This is a genomic window from Enterobacter sp. A8, assembly GCF_004296595.1.
Taxonomy (GTDB): domain Bacteria; phylum Pseudomonadota; class Gammaproteobacteria; order Enterobacterales; family Enterobacteriaceae; genus Enterobacter; species Enterobacter cloacae.
Map to the genome: position 1 here is coordinate 12,427 of NZ_SCMF01000002.1, position 17,484 is coordinate 29,910.

Annotated in this window: 24 protein-coding genes and 1 pseudogene; all 25 read right to left on the minus strand. The window is 52.6% G+C overall.

The genetic code is table 11. The features are described from left to right. Positions 1-36: 36 nt before the first annotated feature. A complete protein-coding gene (locus EQV24_RS08060) occupies positions 37-507 on the minus strand; it encodes a phage tail tube protein (protein WP_130626429.1) in 471 nt (156 codons plus the stop codon). 53 nt (positions 508-560) lie between these two features. Continuing rightward, positions 561-908: a DUF3168 domain-containing protein gene (locus EQV24_RS08065; RefSeq protein WP_058651214.1), complete on the minus strand. Its 348-nt coding sequence runs from the start codon at positions 906-908 to the stop codon at positions 561-563. Continuing rightward, positions 905-1,354, minus strand: coding sequence for an HK97-gp10 family putative phage morphogenesis protein (locus tag EQV24_RS08070; protein WP_130626430.1), 450 nt, complete (start codon positions 1,352-1,354; stop codon positions 905-907). The genes EQV24_RS08065 and EQV24_RS08070 overlap by 4 nt, the downstream gene beginning before the upstream one ends. Then, positions 1,351-1,689, minus strand: a complete 339-nt coding sequence (locus tag EQV24_RS08075) for a phage head closure protein (RefSeq protein WP_001549110.1) — start codon at positions 1,687-1,689, stop codon at positions 1,351-1,353. The genes EQV24_RS08070 and EQV24_RS08075 overlap by 4 nt, the downstream gene beginning before the upstream one ends. A gap of 9 nt (positions 1,690-1,698) precedes the next feature. Next, positions 1,699-2,025, minus strand: a complete 327-nt coding sequence (locus EQV24_RS08080; protein WP_129541400.1) for a head-tail connector protein — start codon at positions 2,023-2,025, stop codon at positions 1,699-1,701. Further along, positions 2,025-2,333, minus strand: a complete 309-nt coding sequence (locus tag EQV24_RS23650; protein WP_165876012.1) for a hypothetical protein — start codon at positions 2,331-2,333, stop codon at positions 2,025-2,027. Before EQV24_RS23650 ends, EQV24_RS08080 begins: the two co-directional genes overlap by 1 nt. Positions 2,334-2,373: 40 nt before the next feature. After that, positions 2,374-3,585, minus strand: a complete 1,212-nt coding sequence (locus EQV24_RS08085; RefSeq protein WP_046091695.1) for a phage major capsid protein — start codon at positions 3,583-3,585, stop codon at positions 2,374-2,376. 9 nt (positions 3,586-3,594) lie between these two features. Next, positions 3,595-4,443, minus strand: a complete 849-nt coding sequence (locus EQV24_RS08090) for a head maturation protease, ClpP-related (RefSeq protein ID WP_063217331.1) — start codon at positions 4,441-4,443, stop codon at positions 3,595-3,597. A 13-nt stretch (positions 4,444-4,456) separates the two neighbouring features. Beyond that, positions 4,457-5,761, minus strand: coding sequence for a phage portal protein (locus tag EQV24_RS08095; protein WP_130626431.1), 1,305 nt, complete (start codon positions 5,759-5,761; stop codon positions 4,457-4,459). Further along, positions 5,761-7,497, minus strand: a complete 1,737-nt coding sequence (locus EQV24_RS08100; protein ID WP_130626432.1) for a terminase TerL endonuclease subunit — start codon at positions 7,495-7,497, stop codon at positions 5,761-5,763. Before EQV24_RS08100 ends, EQV24_RS08095 begins: the two co-directional genes overlap by 1 nt. Then, positions 7,497-7,994, minus strand: coding sequence for a phage terminase small subunit P27 family (locus tag EQV24_RS08105; protein ID WP_045326830.1), 498 nt, complete (start codon positions 7,992-7,994; stop codon positions 7,497-7,499). Before EQV24_RS08105 ends, EQV24_RS08100 begins: the two co-directional genes overlap by 1 nt. A 157-nt stretch (positions 7,995-8,151) precedes the next feature. Then, positions 8,152-8,502 carry an HNH endonuclease signature motif containing protein gene (locus EQV24_RS08110; RefSeq protein WP_130626433.1) on the minus strand — a complete coding sequence of 117 codons (351 nt, stop codon included), beginning with the start codon at positions 8,500-8,502 and terminating at the stop codon, positions 8,152-8,154. Then, positions 8,471-9,092 (minus strand): annotated as a pseudogene (locus EQV24_RS08115) (hypothetical protein). The gene EQV24_RS08110 and the pseudogene EQV24_RS08115 overlap by 32 nt, the downstream one beginning before the upstream one ends. Next, positions 9,074-10,531, minus strand: a complete 1,458-nt coding sequence (locus EQV24_RS08120) for a glycosyltransferase family 2 protein (RefSeq protein WP_130626435.1) — start codon at positions 10,529-10,531, stop codon at positions 9,074-9,076. Before EQV24_RS08120 ends, EQV24_RS08115 begins: the two are co-directional and overlap by 19 nt. Before the next feature lie 11 nt (positions 10,532-10,542). Beyond that, positions 10,543-11,214, minus strand: a complete 672-nt coding sequence (locus EQV24_RS08125) for a DUF1983 domain-containing protein (RefSeq protein WP_088544730.1) — start codon at positions 11,212-11,214, stop codon at positions 10,543-10,545. 170 nt (positions 11,215-11,384) lie between these two features. Next, positions 11,385-11,651 (minus strand): hypothetical protein, encoded by a 267-nt coding sequence (locus EQV24_RS08130; protein WP_058651205.1) that lies wholly within the window; start codon positions 11,649-11,651, stop codon positions 11,385-11,387. After that, on the minus strand, positions 11,648-11,956 hold the full coding sequence (locus tag EQV24_RS08135) for a hypothetical protein (protein WP_001274212.1): 309 nt from the start codon (positions 11,954-11,956) through the stop codon (positions 11,648-11,650). Before EQV24_RS08135 ends, EQV24_RS08130 begins: the two co-directional genes overlap by 4 nt. A 95-nt stretch (positions 11,957-12,051) precedes the next feature. Then, positions 12,052-12,234 carry a hypothetical protein gene (locus tag EQV24_RS08140; RefSeq protein ID WP_130626436.1) on the minus strand — a complete coding sequence of 61 codons (183 nt, stop codon included), beginning with the start codon at positions 12,232-12,234 and terminating at the stop codon, positions 12,052-12,054. After that, a complete protein-coding gene (locus EQV24_RS08145) occupies positions 12,203-12,478 on the minus strand; it encodes a hypothetical protein (protein ID WP_058651203.1) in 276 nt (91 codons plus the stop codon). The genes EQV24_RS08140 and EQV24_RS08145 overlap by 32 nt, the downstream gene beginning before the upstream one ends. Positions 12,479-12,485: 7 nt before the next feature. After that, positions 12,486-13,115, minus strand: a complete 630-nt coding sequence (locus EQV24_RS08150) for a glycoside hydrolase family 19 protein (RefSeq protein WP_058651202.1) — start codon at positions 13,113-13,115, stop codon at positions 12,486-12,488. Beyond that, entirely contained in the window at positions 13,115-13,393 is a 279-nt protein-coding gene (locus EQV24_RS08155; protein ID WP_058651201.1) for a phage holin family protein, read from the minus strand. Before EQV24_RS08155 ends, EQV24_RS08150 begins: the two co-directional genes overlap by 1 nt. Continuing rightward, positions 13,383-13,769 carry a phage holin family protein gene (locus EQV24_RS08160; RefSeq protein WP_048703153.1) on the minus strand — a complete coding sequence of 129 codons (387 nt, stop codon included), beginning with the start codon at positions 13,767-13,769 and terminating at the stop codon, positions 13,383-13,385. Before EQV24_RS08160 ends, EQV24_RS08155 begins: the two co-directional genes overlap by 11 nt. Positions 13,770-14,407: 638 nt before the next feature. Further along, entirely contained in the window at positions 14,408-15,190 is a 783-nt protein-coding gene (locus tag EQV24_RS08165) for an antitermination protein (protein ID WP_023332570.1), read from the minus strand. A gap of 27 nt (positions 15,191-15,217) precedes the next feature. Continuing rightward, positions 15,218-16,597, minus strand: a complete 1,380-nt coding sequence (locus EQV24_RS08170) for a replicative DNA helicase (RefSeq protein WP_058651200.1) — start codon at positions 16,595-16,597, stop codon at positions 15,218-15,220. After that, positions 16,594-17,475, minus strand: coding sequence for an ATP-binding protein (locus tag EQV24_RS08175; protein ID WP_058651199.1), 882 nt, complete (start codon positions 17,473-17,475; stop codon positions 16,594-16,596). The genes EQV24_RS08170 and EQV24_RS08175 overlap by 4 nt, the downstream gene beginning before the upstream one ends. Between the last annotated feature and the right edge of the window lie 9 nt (positions 17,476-17,484).

Sequence of the window (17,484 nt, forward strand, 5' to 3'; positions counted from 1 at the left end):
CATGATCGGATGGATAAAAAAAGCGGCCGAAGCCGCTCAGGAACCAGACGCGTAGATGCGTTTAGGTTTGCCACGTACACGCAGAGAATAGGTAGCGCCAACAACGGATGAGGTTGCAGCAGACCATGAGCTCTGGCGTACCTCCACCAGCACGTAAAAACCGTTGCCAGACGGGAATACCACGCGCAGCGCGCGCAGTTCGTCATTTTCGTAAGCGGTCTGCAGTGCCTCCTGTGCTGCTTCATCGCCAACCCAGTTACGGGTAATGCTCATTTCGGCAGGCGCGGCGAGGCCGTTGGTTTGCTCCTGTTCAGTTGAGCACAGCGTGGTTACGTCGATATCCCCTTTCTGCCCGCCGGTGAAGGTGATCTCCTTTGTTGCACAGGCTGTTTCCAGCCAGGTAACACCAGCCCCCGGGAAACCTGAGGCGTTAAAATCCTCGGCGGTTACGGGTGCGTCGGAGACGGCAAAGGTCATCCCCTTTGTGACTTCATACTTACTGGTCATGGTTTCTCCAGTTAAAAAAAGACCGCCGAAGCGGTCTGTTATGGTGGGTAAGGTTAAACGGTTACCTGAAATTCAAGCGTCGCCCGGTGATAGCGCAGATCGGGCTCATAGCCCGGCGTTTTCACAATGCTTTCCGGCTTCAGAACCTGCAGAGCATCCAGCGCCATATTCCTGATCGTGCGCGCTTCAGCGATGGTGCTGGAATAGACATCAACCTGCACAGAAACGGCAGATTCAGCCTGACCGCAAAGAACGTCTGCGGCCACGTCGGTAATAATCGAGAAAATTACCCAGGGCGGCGAGACTGAAGGCTTCCCGTCACTGCCGAGCGGCGCAACGTAGGGATAAACCTGCCCTCCGGCCAGCGGCGCCAGCAGAGGATAGAGATCTTCTTCCGTCATTTGCTTAATGCCTCGTCAATGGCCTGGTTCATGCGCCTGATCGCAACCTCCGTCGCCTGCTCCTGGCGAACATCGAACGCGGGACGAATGAAAGGGTGCGGTGGCATGTTAACGGTTCCCATTTCAACGAATCGCCAGTAAAAGGCGTTTCTCGGGTTCTTCGCCTTCATCGTGTTATCGCTGTTGCCGGTGCGCGGGTTAACGCCACGAATATGGACGCCGGAAGAAATTTCCCCGCGGCGACGGCTTTTTTGGGTCACCACCACCACGTTTTTTTTCAGTTTCCCGGTACGCACCGGAGCGCGGGCGATCACTTCTTCCTTAAGCACTTCGGCGCCGGCGCGCGTGGCATCACGCAGAACCTTGTTGTTTTCAGCGCGGCTAAGCGCCTCCAGATCCTTTGCGATGTCATTCAGCCCGGAAAAATCGAGCCTCGTATCAATCATTTTTCGGTACCCTGTTTGCAAAGAATTTCGAGCTGAATACCACGAGAATCAGGGATTGGCGGACCAATGATATTCAAAATGGCGCCCTTGAACGGGCCAGTCATAACCCTGAGTCTGGACGCAGCAGTTATATCGCTACGAAATCGTGTCCATACCCTGATAGTGGCGACTGCGGTTTCAGCACCAGCGGCTACCAGCTCGCGCCCACTAATGCCCTTTACTTCTGCCCAGGTTTCTGCGCCGTCATGCCATGTTTCAACAGGCTGGCCAGAAGGATCTCTGGATGTTGTGATGTTCTGAACCACCACCCTGTCTCTCAGTCTTCCGGCCTGCATAAAGTCCTCCTATACCCCGTAAATTCGGTATGGCTGCAGCAAGGCTTCAACTGCAAACGGGACCTCTGCAACGGTCTGACCGACGGAAACTGATTCTCTGTTGGCATACCAGTGACCTATCAGCAATAACATGGCCGCTTTAACATCATCATTCAGTAGAATCGGGTCCGGGTCGTCTGCGTAGCCAAGGGAGTTTTGGTTTTCATAGAGCGTTCGCCTTGTCCATGTCTGGACGTAACGCGCCGCCGCACCGGTGTATAAAGTCAGCAGGGCATCGTCTCCGGAAAAATCGGTATCAATGCGGCAGTGCTGTTTCACCACATCAAGGTCGACCATTATTTTTTCGCCTTCTTGTCCGCTTTTACTTCCGGCTGTTCCTGCTGCTGTTCCTGCTGCTGTTCCTGCTGCTGTTCCTGCTGCTGTTCCTGCTGCTGTTCCTGCTGCTGTTCCTGCTGCTGTTCCTGCTGCTGTTCCTGCTGCTGTTCCTGCTGCTGTTCCTGCTCTGCAGGATTTTCTGATTCATCGAGCATCGCATAACCTTTTTTGATGAGCTCGCGCCCGTGCTGTTCCAGAGTTTCCAGCGGAAGCCCTTCTGTAACGACGGTACCGCCGAAATAAATCGGTTTGAGTGCGATCAGTTTCATTTTCCCACCTGTGAAAGCGGCCCGAAGGCCGCAGTGTTTATCAGCTACCTGAGCCAGTGCTGAAAGAGCCATACACGAACGCTTCAGGTCGTTTGACGGCCAGCGCCAGACGTTCCTCGCAACGGATGGTGATCATGTTTTTCTCGAAGTCGTCGGCGTTCTCCGTGGAGATAACCACGTTCGCATCTTCGCGGTCGAAGATTTGCGCCCCAGCGTTGAAAGCACCAGTCAGGAATTTACCTTGGAAGGCCGCCGCTTCCGTGGCTACAACCGGCAAGCCCCAAAGCGTCGGTCCAGTCAGCGCCGCAGGGTTAGCCAGAATGTATCGGCCCAGGCTGTCTTTGGTCAGCTCGATCCGCGCCCAGTCAATGAAGTGAAGAACGTGGCCGGATGCCGGGAAGCGCGCCAGTTGCGCCTGCAGCATTGCCAGACGCAGATCGTCAATACCGCTCTGCTGTTCTACAGTAAACGCCGGGTTAAATGCTGACGCCTGAGGAACAATGCCATGCAGATGCACGCCGGTACCATCACCGAAGAGAATTTCCTGCTCTTCCGCGTACTTCAGTCCGTAGCGCATTTCTGCATCAACGGTTGACTGCAGCTGTGCGAAGTCATCCAGGATCTGCTTTGAGGCTTTGAACAGATGAGCGATGGTGCTAACGCCAGTGATTTTCGGCGTAAACTCAATTTCGCTGTATGGTTTCTGTGTATTTTCAGGAACCACTTTCGCGTTGTTGGTAAAGCCAGTCTGTTGCACCCAGAAAATAGCAGGGGAGGAAGTGCGACCAGGCGCAATCAGATCGCGGATGAACAGGCGCTGCTTCGGTGCCGTATCGATGCCTGGAATTCGCTGGGGTTCGATAACGCCATCAGGCACATCAGCAGAAGTCAATGCCGCCTTAACCGGGATACTGATACGTTTGCCACCTTCCACCCCGGAGGCAAAGGTTTTCAGCGCTTCAGCAGAGATCACCTGCTGGCCGATTGATTCCACAACATGCTTCGCGTTTGCCAGCGGCATCTGGGCAACATGTTGCTCCAGTTCGCCCATAGCTGCCTTCAGCGTTTTTTCTGCCTCACGCAGGGCGTTGAACTCAGAAGCCATTTTATCGACGGCTGCCTTTGTTTCTTCTGACAGCTTGCCGGACTTCTGCGCCTCCTTCACTGCTTCTTCTGCTTTCGCGTTGAACTTGCCGGTAGCCTCTTCAATGCTGGCCGTGACTTTTTTCAGAATATCGTTTACTTCAGACATAAAGGGTCCTTATTTGACTAACGCCGCCAGGGCGCTTTCAAGTGAATTGATGGTTTCAGGTTTGATGTCTTCGGCAGCGCCCGGCGTACCGTCGTTGGTGGTGACAGCGCCAGGCATGCCACCGGATAAGGCTTTAATGAGTTTTCTGCGCTCAGAGCGCGGGGTGTTGGTCTTGGCCAGCAATGCATCAAGTTTGCGAAGCGCGGCTGCAGGCGATTCGTCGCCGTCGCTGACCGCATCAGCAGAAAGCAAGCTGTCTGCCAGTCCCTTCGCTACTGCATCACTGCCACCGATATAGCTTTCCGCGTCCATCAGCTTCTGCACAGCGGCCATATCAAGGCCGGAGCGCGCCGCGTAGATGTCAGCCATAGCGGTATCGAAGGGTTCCAGTGACTGTGCCAGTTCAGCAAAATCATGGCGGTTTCCCATCGCGTATACCCAGCAGTTGTGGATCATCAGGAAGGCACCGCGGCCAATCTGAATATCATCCCCGGCCATCGCAATTATCGAGGCGGCGCTGGCGGCAATGCCCAGCACCTTCACCGTTACACGGCCTTCGTATTCTCGGAGCAGGTTATAAATAGCCAGACCTTCGAACATGTCGCCGCCCGGTGAGTTGATATTCACCGTAACGTCGGCGCCGTTCATAGCCCGAAGCGCACCGGCAATACGTTTAGCGGTTACCCCTTCGCCCCAGTAGTCTTGCCCGATAACATCAAAAACAGAAATGCTGTTATCGTCGGTGGCCGCCGCTTTGATCCCGCCGTCCCAGCGGTCCAGTGCGGACGGTAATGTTTCACAGGTAACGCGCGCGCAGGGGCGACCAGCCGGTGCTACCGGAAGTTGTTTTTTGCTCATCAGGAAAGTGCTCCTAAGCGGCCTGTTTCAGCGGAGATTGTTCAAAGGAAATATCGGGGAATACGTGGTTATGCAGCTCTCGCAGGGCCAGTGCCTGAACAGCAGGGTTGCTGCTTTCGAGATTTTTCAGTTGCGTCAGGTTGAGCTGAACGGTGTAAATATCGCCACCTTCAATCGGTGGCATGTTCTCCAGACGGCGAACGTCATTACGGGACATCCAGCCATTTTGAAGCGCGCTGGTATAGTATGCCGCGCGACCGGCACTATCGGCTCGCAGTAGACCTTCAACAGAGAATTCTGCAAACACTTCGTCATCGCTGTCGAGTAAGCACCGGCCAATTTCCTGCTCAATATTCACCAGCAGCGGTCGAAGGGTATGAGTCAGAAACTGCAGGTTCATCCCTTCCAGGCTGGATGCCCAGCTGCTTTGTTTCGTGGTGTGGCCAACCATGAAAGGCGGCACGCGAAACCAGCGGCAGATCTCCTCAATGCTAAATGCGCGGCTTTCGAGCATCTGAGCATCTTCCGGGTTCATGGTCACGCCCTGATATTTCAGGCCGCCTTCAAGAACCATAATTTTTCCGGCGTTTTTGGAGCCGGTGAATGATGCCATATAGCCACGAAGTCTTTCACGTTGTTCGTCAGACAGCGCATTCTCAGCGGAGAGAAAACCTGAACTCTGAAGCCCCTGTTCAAATATCTTCGCAGCAGACTCCTCAACCGCCATTGCAGAACCGATCACATCCCGGCCTGTTTTCATCGGCATCATGCCGCAAACGCCGTCAAGACCGAACCCGCGAATGTGCATGATGTTTTTGACGGGAATGACGCGCTCGTTACCGTTTTCAGTGTATTTGTATTCCAGCGCCCCGGTCACGAGACGTTTAACCACCATGTTCTGCGGCAGCAAAGGCACCAGCGAAACCAGGCGGTTTGCGATGAATTTCTTCTCAATGAAGGCGTTCCCGCGCAGGCAAATACTGGCGACTACCATCAACATAAAGCGTGATGGTGTCATTTCTGAATTGGGTCGGCGGCACAGTATCGAATAGGCCGGATGATCGGTTGCCGCTTTACGCGAACCGTCAGGCTGTCGAACGTATATTTTCAGCGGAAGGGTTGAAATAGACTCGCTTAACAGTCTTACGCATGCCCACACAGCCGATAGCTGGATGGCTTTATCGGCCGTTACCACCTTTCCGCTGCTGCTGGTACCAAACCATTCCTCCCAGAACGTTCCGGTAGTCAGGCTGATAGGCACACCAAGCCAGTTAAGCAAAGCACTTTTAACCCTGCCTGGCCGTTTGTTTTTTTTCATCAGAAACCTACCATGATGGGATTATTGAAGAATCCGGAGAGATCCTGCTGGTCGTTGCCACCGTTAACCAGAACGCGGCTCATTGCTGTGAACAAGGCCGCAGGGCCATCAATTTTGGCTTCTGGTGTGGACTTATTCGGGAAAATGTTCTCGTTACGGTCCGGTTTGACGGTTACGTTGGACATCATCCAGTTCATCACCGGGTGATCGCTGTGATGGAAGCGGCCACCGTATACCAGCGCTTCGACCTCTTTCATCGCCTCAGAGAAATTGCGAACCGTCTGCGGCACTTCCACCAGCGGCAACCCTTCTTCTGCCAGCGCAAGGCTGAACTGCGTCGCACTCCACGGGTCGAAGCCAATTTCTTTCAGGCTCTCGCCAGCTACCCACAGCTGTAGCTCTTCCTTAATCTGAGCATGGTCGATTACATCCCCGTCGGTAAGGATCAGCTTGTCCATCTCGGCCCACTTACGATAGAGCTCTGCCATCTGGCGTGAACATTTCTCAAGGCGTCCTTCCGGCAGCCAGAATTTAAAATCCGCATGAACGTGGCCACTTGGCGCGCGCCAGACTTTAGCGGCTGCACAGATATCAATTTTGTTTGAAAGGTCAACGCCCACCCAGGAGGGATAGGTTTTAAGTTCGTGCTGCGGGGCGATAAACTCGCATTTTTCCCATTTCATCATGTCCATCCAGGCAGACTCAGCGGTAACCCAGATATTCATGTGTTTGGTGAAAAAGTTAATCCTGGCCGAAACCTGCTCTTTCGCCTTTTTAGCCAGGCGGCGCAGGTCATCCCAGCGCTTACAGATACCCAGCCCCGGATTCGCCTTCTGCCAGACTTTTTCATCAAAGGGATCGTCACCTTCATCTAAGGTGTAGATGATGGCAAAAAACGTATCGTCTTTAACCAGGCCGCGCAGGACCTTGATTGCGTAATCGCGTAGTTCGTAACAGATACCTTCTTTGTTGAAGCCGGCGGTGGTGATACCGAAAAGCAGCGATTGCAGGCGCGCGCCTGTGGCCGTCTCCAGAACGTCCCAGACGTCACGGGTTTTATGAGCATGCAGCTCGTCGACGATGGCACAGTGGATGTTCAGGCCGTCGAGGTTGTTCGCATCTGATGATAAAGGCTCGAATTTGGAGGCCGTTTGCTCCTGGTAGATAGCGAGCTTGTTGAATTCGAAGATCCGCCCAAGAGTGGCTTTCGCCTTCTTGACCATATTTTTCGCGTCTTCAAAAACAATTCGCGCCTGGTCACGGGTAGTTGCAGCGGAATAAACCTCCGCCCCGCCCTCGCCGTCTGCGCCAGCCATATAAAGCCCCACGCCAGAGCAAAGCGTTGATTTGGCATTTTTACGGGCCACCTCAACATCTGCTGTACGGAAACGCCGAACCATCACCGGCCGACCGCTGCCGTCGTTACGCAGGACGGTTTCCCCCGTCTCTTCGTTCACCAGCGGGATAACAAAGCCAAAAATATTAATCAGGATGAAAACATGCCAGTCCATCAGCTCAATAGGCTGGCCTGCCAGCGCACCTTTGACGTGAGGAACAAAATTATAGAAATTCAGAATGTGCTGCGCGCGCGGCTCACTGAAGAAAATACCGCGCTCTTCGCCGTGTGCCAGATCGTCAAGAAAACGCTGACAGGCAAGGCGCACATACTCACAGGCAATAATTTCTCCCGCCACCACCCTCTCGGCATAGCGGATGCCTTCTGCAACCTTAGCCATTAATCCCTCGCTTTCATAAACTCGGCCAGCGGATCAACCGCATCAGGACCTTTTGCATTCACTTTAGAGCGGCTGGCAGGCGTCATGCCGAACTCACCGAGCATGGCGCGCAGACGTTTCCAGGCATCAGCTTTCATAATGGCGGCCGGGTGAGCCTTGATCATGCGAATCTCTCGCTCTTTACCTTCGTCCGGCTCTTCGTCGCTATAAACGGCGTAGGTGTAGCCTTCTCTCTCCAGCGTATCGCAGTGATGCCGGTACTCAGTGTAAACCTCAACCAGAAGCTCAAGTGCTCTCGCGTCCAGCTGCGACATGACGCCTAGCGCATCGAGCTCTTCAGCCATACGCCTGAACCAGTATTTCCCCTGCTTGTCGAAATGCTTCGGCGTTGGGGGTACCCCTGCAGCTGGCTTAGGTTCGTTTTCATTAATCGGGCGTTTTGATGGGTTACCCCTCACCAAACGTAGATGGGTCGGGGTTTTCGGTGGTCCAGACATAATCGAAAACTCCTATTAATCATCGAATGGGGGACCCCATAAAAAAGTTTTCTAACCTGCGGCGATGTGAAAAGAGGTTAGGCGGCGGTCCTTTGGCGCGTCGTTCCTGAACTTTCAACCCGCCCTCCCCCTCGGTCGATTCAAATGAGAATTGATGTCATTTGAGTCTTTCGACCGCTGTCTTCGCCCTGTGACAAGGCTTGCAGAGGCTTTCGAGATTGGACAGGTCATCGGTCCCCCCATTTGCTTTGGCGATGATGTGGTCCACCGTCTCAGCGGGTGTATACCTTCCATTTCGCAGGCATTCCTGACAAAGGTGTTTGTCTCTGTCGAGAACGATTGGGCGCAGCCTGTCCCATTTGCTGCCATAACCTCGCTGATGTCTGCTCTGTCCTCGCTGATGCTGCTGCCAGCCTTCGTTAAGGTGATTGGGACAATAGCCAGAGCGGTCTGTGGTTGTGCCAGGACAGCCACGCTTACGGCATGCTCTCGGTATTAACGCAGGCATCAGGCTAACCTCCACGCCCGGCGGCGTTCTGTGCGTGGCGCTGAGTCAGGGTGACTCTCAACCGGCTCGCCGTCAGCATGGTCCACCAGCGAGTAACACGGATAGATCACTGAGCCACCCCAAGCATCACCCACTGCAAAATCGGCAGGCTTATCACTGTCCCATCGAGATAGCACACGGCTTATACGGTGAGGCGGCACGCTGTAGCAAACACCATGAATCAGGCGAGGAAACGAAATGAATTCATATCGAGCTTTATCAGCAATGATTAGCCGTTCGGCTATTTGCATCTGGTACTGAGGAGGCCGACCAGTTCCGAGGTAAAAGCTCAGAAGGTCATCTGGGCAGCGCGCTAACCAGTCGGTTACCTTTTCGGTGAATCCGGGTACCGGCAATGCGTCGTCTTCCAGCACCACTACCCGGCAGGGTTGGCAGGCTGCCCATTCAAGCGCGCGGCGATGATTCCAGTTAGCTCCGTTGTTACCGTCATCAATCAGCAAATGTGCGCCTATAGCCGAGGCCAGCGCCTCAGCCTGCTGCAGTCTGGCGTGATGACCGACCACAACAAACTTCACTTGTGTTTCCACCATGTGGCCTCCCCACCGATACCATCAGTTTTGAAAACGGTATGTACCAGAGGGCCGGTGACCAGCCTGTCAGCGAACGACTGCGCAACAATGCCGAACGCCAACATATCCCCCACCGCGGCGCCAGCCTGTTCTTTCTTCCAGAAACGATAACTCTCGATCCGGTAGTAAAGACGGATGATGCCGTGAGCGAATGCCATTACATCAGCGCGGGAACCACCCAGCAGACCAGCGTTAAGCATCACATCGTTGCGGTGCGCTTCGATGAACTCCTGATAGATACGCTCCGGATGATTCTGCTTTGCCCAGGTGTCAGCATATGTTTTCGGTTCTGAACCGACATAAACATTACCGGGCTGCATTTCTTCCCACGGTGCGCGAAGCATTTCGACATCGGTTCCGTCGGTACACCAGACGAAACGGTATTCATGATGATCGCGCAGGTGCTGCCAGATGTGCAGCCAGCGCCGGAAGTAGACATTCATCTTCACGTCAGCGACGCGATACAGCTCAACGTCTGCCGGTGCCGTCTGCAGCTCATCCACCAGCGCAATACGTCCACAATTCCGAAGCGATGAGGCCCATTTAGCCAGCATGTCAGGAGATGCGGTCATTTTCGTACCGCGCTGCGGGTCGGGCTGGCTAGTCAGTAACGTAGTGATAACCACGTCGCGCTGTCGCCGGTACTCCACATAACCAGTAAACCCGGCATCACGCCGTTCGTTGTGGATTTTAACGTTACGTTCCACCAGCGCCTGCCGGTCTGGTTTCGGTACCGAACGCTCCACGGCCTCATGCTCATCAAGAGAATGAATCAGCTTTTCTGAACCGACGACATCAGCGTAAGCCCACGTCGTGAGGCCAGCGTTATGAATCCGCAGGGCGAGGTCGCTGTGTTCGTACATGCCGCGACCGTAAACCGGATCGAATCCGCCCACCTTCTCGATGGCGCTGCGGTGGTAGTACAGCATCACGCCGCGCTGCCCGGTGTAAGCGATGTGCTTATCATCCCGGTACAGGACCGCCATATCCTTCAGCTTATTCACCCCTGCCAGATCGAGAAACTGGTAAGCAAGGTGCGGTTCGGGTGATTCGATGTAAGGCAAGTGCCAGTTATCAGCGATAGGCCAGGCATCATCATCCCACAGGAAAAGATGCTCACACCCGGCATCCATCAGGGCAGACAGGCTGGCGTTCTTCGAAGCAACAATGCCGAGTGATGTTTCATGTCGATGCAGCTGAACGCCGTCGGGCACTACCGCTGCAGGTTTTGAACCATCATCGACAACCACCACCAGCGCACCGGCGGGAAGATGCTTCATGTGCTGTTCGAGCGCTCGTTTCAGAACTTCAGCGCGCTGGTGTGTCGTTATTGCAATTCCGATCCGTGATGAAACGACGCTGGCTGGAGCGTATGGGACACCATCAATAGTGACCTGCATAAAACCTCCCGTCAGATTCCACGCCGTAAGGAAGTCCAGATCGCACCGCCTGGCTGCATAGCTTGTTGAATAGTTTCGTCCACAACATTTTTGATGGACTGCTGTAAGGCGGTCTCTAACGCGTTTTGGTGATTGGCGGCAACCGCCAACTTTTCAGCCAAAATCTTCACGCGGCTTTTACCATCGTCAACATCGAGTGCCATGCCAGCTGCGTACCGTTTGCCACCATAATCCACGTTCATCTTCACGCTGTAGTTCGTAGACAATGTGCCATTGCCGATCAGCGCCTCGTGGATGTAAGCCTTGCCGGTTTTATCAACAAACCAGCCACCTTTAAGGCCATGAAGTGCGCAGCTGTTACGGATCTCTTCGTCCAGCGCCTCAATAATCTCTTCGGTATCGACAGAAGAAACCCCTTCGATCCAGTCACCGGCTCGCCAATCTCGTGCTGAGCCATCTTCTGCAATTGGACGCAGGCGCACCTGCAATCTCTCACCAGCTTTGAGGCCGGAAATAAGGCATACGGTAGCTGGCCAGAAGATGCGTTCTTTCATAAGTCGGCCATCTTCATGAAGGCATTGCAGTTCTAGCACCGCGCAGCCACCCGGCCATTTCCATTCGACGTCCACACCAAAAGGTTTGGGAGTGGTTTTTACGTAAGGGACGATTGAAGGTTCTGACATTTTAATTTTCCTTTTAGACGTGAGCCTGTCGCACGGCAAAGCCGCCGAAAGTTAACGGTTTGCCCAGGCTCACAGCTGAAAGACTTTCTTTGATGTGCGCGTGCGATGCGCATAAAAAAGCCCCGCGATTGCAGGGCAATATCTCATAAATTGAAAGTAAATGGATGAAACTATTTTTTTATGTTTTCGAAAGTGGCTTCTACCATTTTCTTTCCAAACTCACCCATATCTTTATACATAACCTTTAAAAAATTAATTGTGTTTGACGCTGCACCTTCAAATTTCCATTTGCATGCAATAAAATTACAATTAATTAAATTAAAAGGCTGTAACCCCTTATATACAATTTCGCAATTTTCAAAAACGCACCTTTCGTAATGGTTGCCATCCAGTTCGACGATAGTATTATTAAAAGTGCTTGAGATGAATTTATTCATGTTAATTCAAAGCCTTGTGTTGCATCAGTATCCTGAACATCATTACCGATCATTTTACCATTGGCCTGCATGAATCCTCTATCGTTGCTATAATCGCTTGGAGCATAAAGTGCAACATGATTAAAATTCAGCGTCAAAAAAAACACTATTACAAGCCCTGCCGGGAAAAACATTAAAAACCAAAGATATGTACTTTGCTGGGAATCATTAAGAAAAGGTAATACGAGGTTTGCAGAGACCTCTACTATCCCCGCAAAAATACCGATAATCGTTAACGGGTTTTTTATGTGGTTTATCGCGGACAACGCAGATCCCTCCTGAAATCATTTAGGGGGGATTATATCAGCAACTAAATAAAAGAGCATCATCATAGCCGATAATTGAATGCCTGCTATCATGCTTATCCTTTTGGAATGGTGACTGCTATTGGTTTCTGGCAGTTCGCCTGCCACGCTTTGTTATGCGCCAGGATGTCTTTCTTCGTCTGGCGGTCCATAACGTCGATATCGTGTTCAGTCAGGTAGATCGGCTTTACCCAGTCACAGGCGGTATCAACCACCACCGGGACGCTTCCACGTGTCACGCAGCTCGCGATCAACATCGTCATCAGGCATATGGTTAACTGTCTGCTGAACATTGCTGGCCTCTTTCGTTGTCTCTACCCGGCGTTCTGCTGCTGCGACCGTTGCAGCTGCGTTATCTTCGGTGCGCTGCTGATCTGCTTTTGCTTCTGCTTTGCTTGAGCCGCGAATATGGCCCAGGCCGAAAGCGCCAGCGATGGCGGCAATGACTGCTGCAGCAATACCAATTAAAGTTTCAAACCCCATAGTGACCTCACACCAGCACAGATTTCGCCAGGTTAAACAGCGCGCGGCGTTTATCCAGCCCGTTACGTCCGCCATTGATAAGCAGCGTGACGCGCTCCACGTCGCCGGAATGGAGCAGGCATCCGTGCGAGACGTAGAACCATGCAGCGGAGCGCGCAGCATATTCATCCTGTTCCAGCAATTCAGGCTGGGTTACAAGGTCCAACTTCAGCGCGTTGCCACAGTTGCGGTAATTGCTGAGCCCGGTGATTTGCTTCAGGCCGCGACCGCGATATTTCCAGCCATCACCAGCAACCTGGTTGCCCAAGTTCTTTTTGCCCCACTCACCGCCATAAACCAGATTGGCTATCGCTTTCTGATTTGCCGGTTGCGTTGCCGTTCTGCCGAGTGCGGCGGCCTGCTGGGGAGTAATGCGGTGTCTGCCGAATGTAGGCACTAAGTTTTCAGCCGCGTAATTCAGGTTTTCCACCAGCCGGGTAAATCCCGTGGACTCATGCCCCATCTGTGCGATGAACATGGCCTGATCGAGCGGTGCCGTGATGCCGAATTCCTTCATTGCAGCATCGATATGCTGAAACCAGCGCAAAGCGAGCCCGGCGCTAATGCCAGCCGCCTTTTGAAATAGTATTTGGTTCATTAGTGCCTCAGAAGATCAACCAGACGCGCCAGATTTCCCCGGACCTTCATAACAGCTGCGCATATCAGGAGGTTTGCCACTACCACCAGCCAACTGGAGTCACGATAGAGGCCGAAGATGAATTGCCACGGGATTACTGCGTAAACCAGGATGATTATATACGCCAGGATTGAGATGAAAGGACGGTGCCGGGCACCATGGCGCTGGTAGAACATCAGAACGACGACGATCACCGAGCAGATAAACGCGTTTAAGACAGCTGACGGGTCAATTACCATTTCCCCCTCCTCCGCGTAACCGTGAGAAAAAACCGAACAGGGTGTTCAGGTCCTGGTTATTAAGAAAAGTTAGGATTTTTATACACAGCGCAGACAGAATCACTGCACCAAGTGCATCCAGTGGTTTTTCATAACTCGATGCAGCATTTAGCCATGATCCAACAAACCCGGCACCAAGCACTCCAACAATGAATGAGGTCAGGAAGTATGCAGCCAGGCGCGCACGCGTAAGGTTTGCAGCTGTCGCAACGTAAAACACCGCGCCACCAAACGCTCCAAACACCACTCCGAAATCAGTATGAGTAAAGACACCGTACAGGACTGAAACCAGCAGACCACCAGCCGCTACCGTAGTGCCAGAAACAGGATCGGACATTTAGCCCCCTCTTATTGCTGTGAATCCTCTCAGAAAATTTGAGGGGAGATAAAAAAAGCCCGCTTTTGAAGGCGGGCTAATGAGTGACTATTGTAAGTAAGGTAGGTAGTCGTGAGTATTGCTAACTGACCAGAGTGATGCAGTATCGGGCTGATTCACTATGGTTCAGGAGAACCATCAGTCAGTTATCTTAGACCCACAACTCAAAGCGTAGCAGCAGTTAACAAAAACATAAAAAAAACCTGCTTTTTAGGGCAGGCTCTCAAGGAATTTGGTGCTTTTATTGTTGTTATCATGGTGCCGGGTGCCTCCCGGTGACTCTACCCCAGTCAGCAAAGCCGCGCGCATACCTGCAGATAGCAGTTGACTGGAACGCCCTTTCGCTTAGAAAGGATTCACCACAATAATAAGTTACGACTAATCCATTCTAGCGGTCAATACATCATCGCCATGAGTCCTCTCAGAACGAGGGGAAACAAAAAAGGCCACCCGGAGGCAGCCCTTAAAATAAAAAACCCGCACTGAGGCGGGTTTGGTGTCGTGTAGGCGTAATATCCCACGATGGAAAGCATATAGGACAGTTTTATGCAAAGTCAACACTAACGTGCAAAAAAGTGTCACCATTTGCTCCGATCATATTAATAAGTTGTCGCCTTCTCAAATTCCACTGCTGCATGACGCTCCCCCTGACGCAAAGTGTCCACCAGCATTTCATAGAAGGGTTTCCAGTTACGTGACCATGAGGACTGATGGAGGTCCGGGAGACGCTTCAGAATGGCTCGGTGTACCGTCGCCGAGGAGATAGCAGAGAAGCCATTACCAGAGCAACGTTCACACGTTTTGAAAACCGGTGCGCCGCGGTCTTTAGTCGCTTTGCGGTCCAACACTTCGCCTTTACCTCCACACCTGCACCGGGCAAGGATCACTTTCTTTCCTCCGCATGTTCCGCAAACCCTATTCACCAGCTCATTTTTAATCTTCGGGGCCACCACTTCGGCACCGTCGGCGTCGAAAATACCAGGATGTTTAACCACATCCTCATTCCCGGAGATAAACCCGGTACCGCTGCAACTGTGACATGTCACGCTGGTAGCCGCCGAACGGGAGTAATCAGCAAAGGCAAATTGTGCCAGCATCTGCATACACCATCCGAACTGCCCACCAGCTGCTTTGCGAACATTCTTCGGTGCGACATCCATCGCATATCGCGCCAGCGCCTGAACTGCGAGCTGTTCATCCGTTTTGCTGATTCCCGCTTTACCGAAGAACGCCGCCAGTCCGAAGCGTGCACGGCTGCTGGTGGTACCAATCGCTGCCATAACATCAGTACCAGTGAGACGATCCGGAGAGGTTCCTTTCACGTCGTCGCTGATGTGCATTCCCTGAGGACTAAAATGTTTGAGCGATGCTTCCAGTTTCATAAGGTTGCCCTCGTTGCTTTGATGTTTTTAATAGTCTGCATTGCTGGAATGCTTTTCTTTTGAGTAACGTCTGGTCTGAGCTTTCTGCTGTGGCGCCGAACGCTGCTTTGCTAACTCCTGGTCAATTGGCAGGAAGTGCCCGTTATAGAATCGACGGTAGATCGTACCCAATTCACCGTTGCGCTGTTTGGTCACGTTAATTTCCGCGATCCCCTTCGCTGGCGACTCAGGGTTATAAACTTCATCTCGGTATAGCATCATGATCAGATCAGCATCAGCCTCAATCTCACCCGAGTTTTTGAGGTCTGAGTTCATCGGTCGTTTGTTGGGTCTCGACTCAACGCCACGAGAAAGCTGGCTCAGGGCAAGGACCGGAGTTTTATTGGATTTAGCCAGACGCTTGAGTCCTTTTGACACCTCACCGACGGCAAGGTCATATCGTGCAGTGCTTTCAATTTTGATGAGTGCCAGGTAATCCACGACCACCAGCGCTATTTCCGGATGCGCCAGCTGTAGGCGGGTAGCTATCTGTTGAATCTGATCTACTGTCAGATCGGTGGAATCAACCATCCAGATGCTACGACCAGTCAGCCGTTCTACACCGTTTGTCAGCCTGGCCCAGTCCTCATCATCAAAATCAGCAGCCTTTTTCAGGCGTGAAACCGACATGCCGCCGGCAGCAGATACCATTCGCTCTCCGATCTGGATATTAGGCATTTCCATGCTGAAGAACAGCACACCACGGCCCTGCTCAGAAACCTTGTCGATGATATCCAGCGCCAATTCAGTTTTACCCATCGACGGCCGCGCAGCGATAAACACCAAGTCTGTTGGTTCAATGCCGCCAGTCTTTGCGTCCAGCTCTTCGATACCTGTCATGAGGCTTCTGGCTTCTTCAAGCCCACGGTTGCGCGCATCTACCCGATCCACCACAGCAGGAAGAATGTCGTCGATATGAACTGGCTGAACGGTCTTTTCTTCGAGAGTAATTGCTGCAATGCTGTTCTGTGCGGCCCTGAATGCCGATAAAGCCGCATCACTATTGTGAGCATTCCGGAGATCGGCCAGCGCCCTTTCAATGACAGCTTCGGCATCGCGAACAGCTGCATTACGCTCCAGCGTGGAAACGTAGGACACAAGCGCCGACTTCGCCCATGCGATACGGCTCGAGTCCATAATGATTGCGCTGTGCTTTGGCATGTTTTCGCAGAGCAGTACAGGGTCAATAACGCCAGCTCCACGCGCCTGACGGCAGATCCCAGTATATATTTCCCGATACTGCGGTACCGAGAAAGCGGTGGCTGGCACCCTGGAAAGAATATCCAGTACCTCAGGGTCGGCACCACGCAGAAAAATTGCGCCGATCACCGCACCTTCCAGATCTTCATTTTTCCAGACAGGAGTCATGCTACAACTCCTGACGCGATGGCACGGAAACTTCCCCAGCCAAATGCCAGACGGTTGCGGCCACCATCGGTAACCCGATCCACAATTCTCTCGCCAATCGTTTCTTTCAACTGGTCGAATGTAAGATTGCTGATCAGGATTGTTGGCAAAATGCTTTCGTACCTGGCATTGATAATTTCCTGAAGGATGGTCATTTCAGTCGGACTGCCGAACTGAACGCCCACCTCGTCGATAATTAGCAGATCCAATGAAGCGAAACGTTCAATTACATCTTCCTCGGTCATTTCAGCATTGTGGCGCCACGTGCTTTTCACTGCTCGGGTGAGGCGCATAACGTCGGTGATTTCCACTTTAGCGAGATGTCCACGGATAATGCTCTTCGCCATGGCCACTGCCAGATGGTTTTTACCGGTCCCGCAGTTTCCGGTCATGACGAGCCCAGTTCCAGCTTTCAGGCGATCAGGCCAACTGGCGGTGTAGCGCTGACAGACTGCCAGATTTTTGGCGGCATCCGGGTTGACAGCCTGGTAATTATCGAATTCACATGCTTCGAATCGTCTTGCGATCCCGGCATTGTCCATCAGGTCGACTACTCGTAATGCACGCAGACTGGATTCAATGTCAGCAAGTTCCGCTTTCACACACTCCGGGCACTGGGAGTATTTAACGTTTTCAACTCCACGATATGCTTTTCCAGTGAGGGAAATGCGCTGATAGTTGCCATGTTTTTCACAGTCGGCGGCGTGGACCTCGCCGGACTCCCAGCTCCCCCACTGCCACGGTTTTTTATGTTCAACAGCAAACGCCAGTTCTTCACGAAGCCCTTCGCGCTTTGCCACCAGAGCTTCCCTTTCTTCGCGTTGTTTAATACTCAGCATTGTGATTTC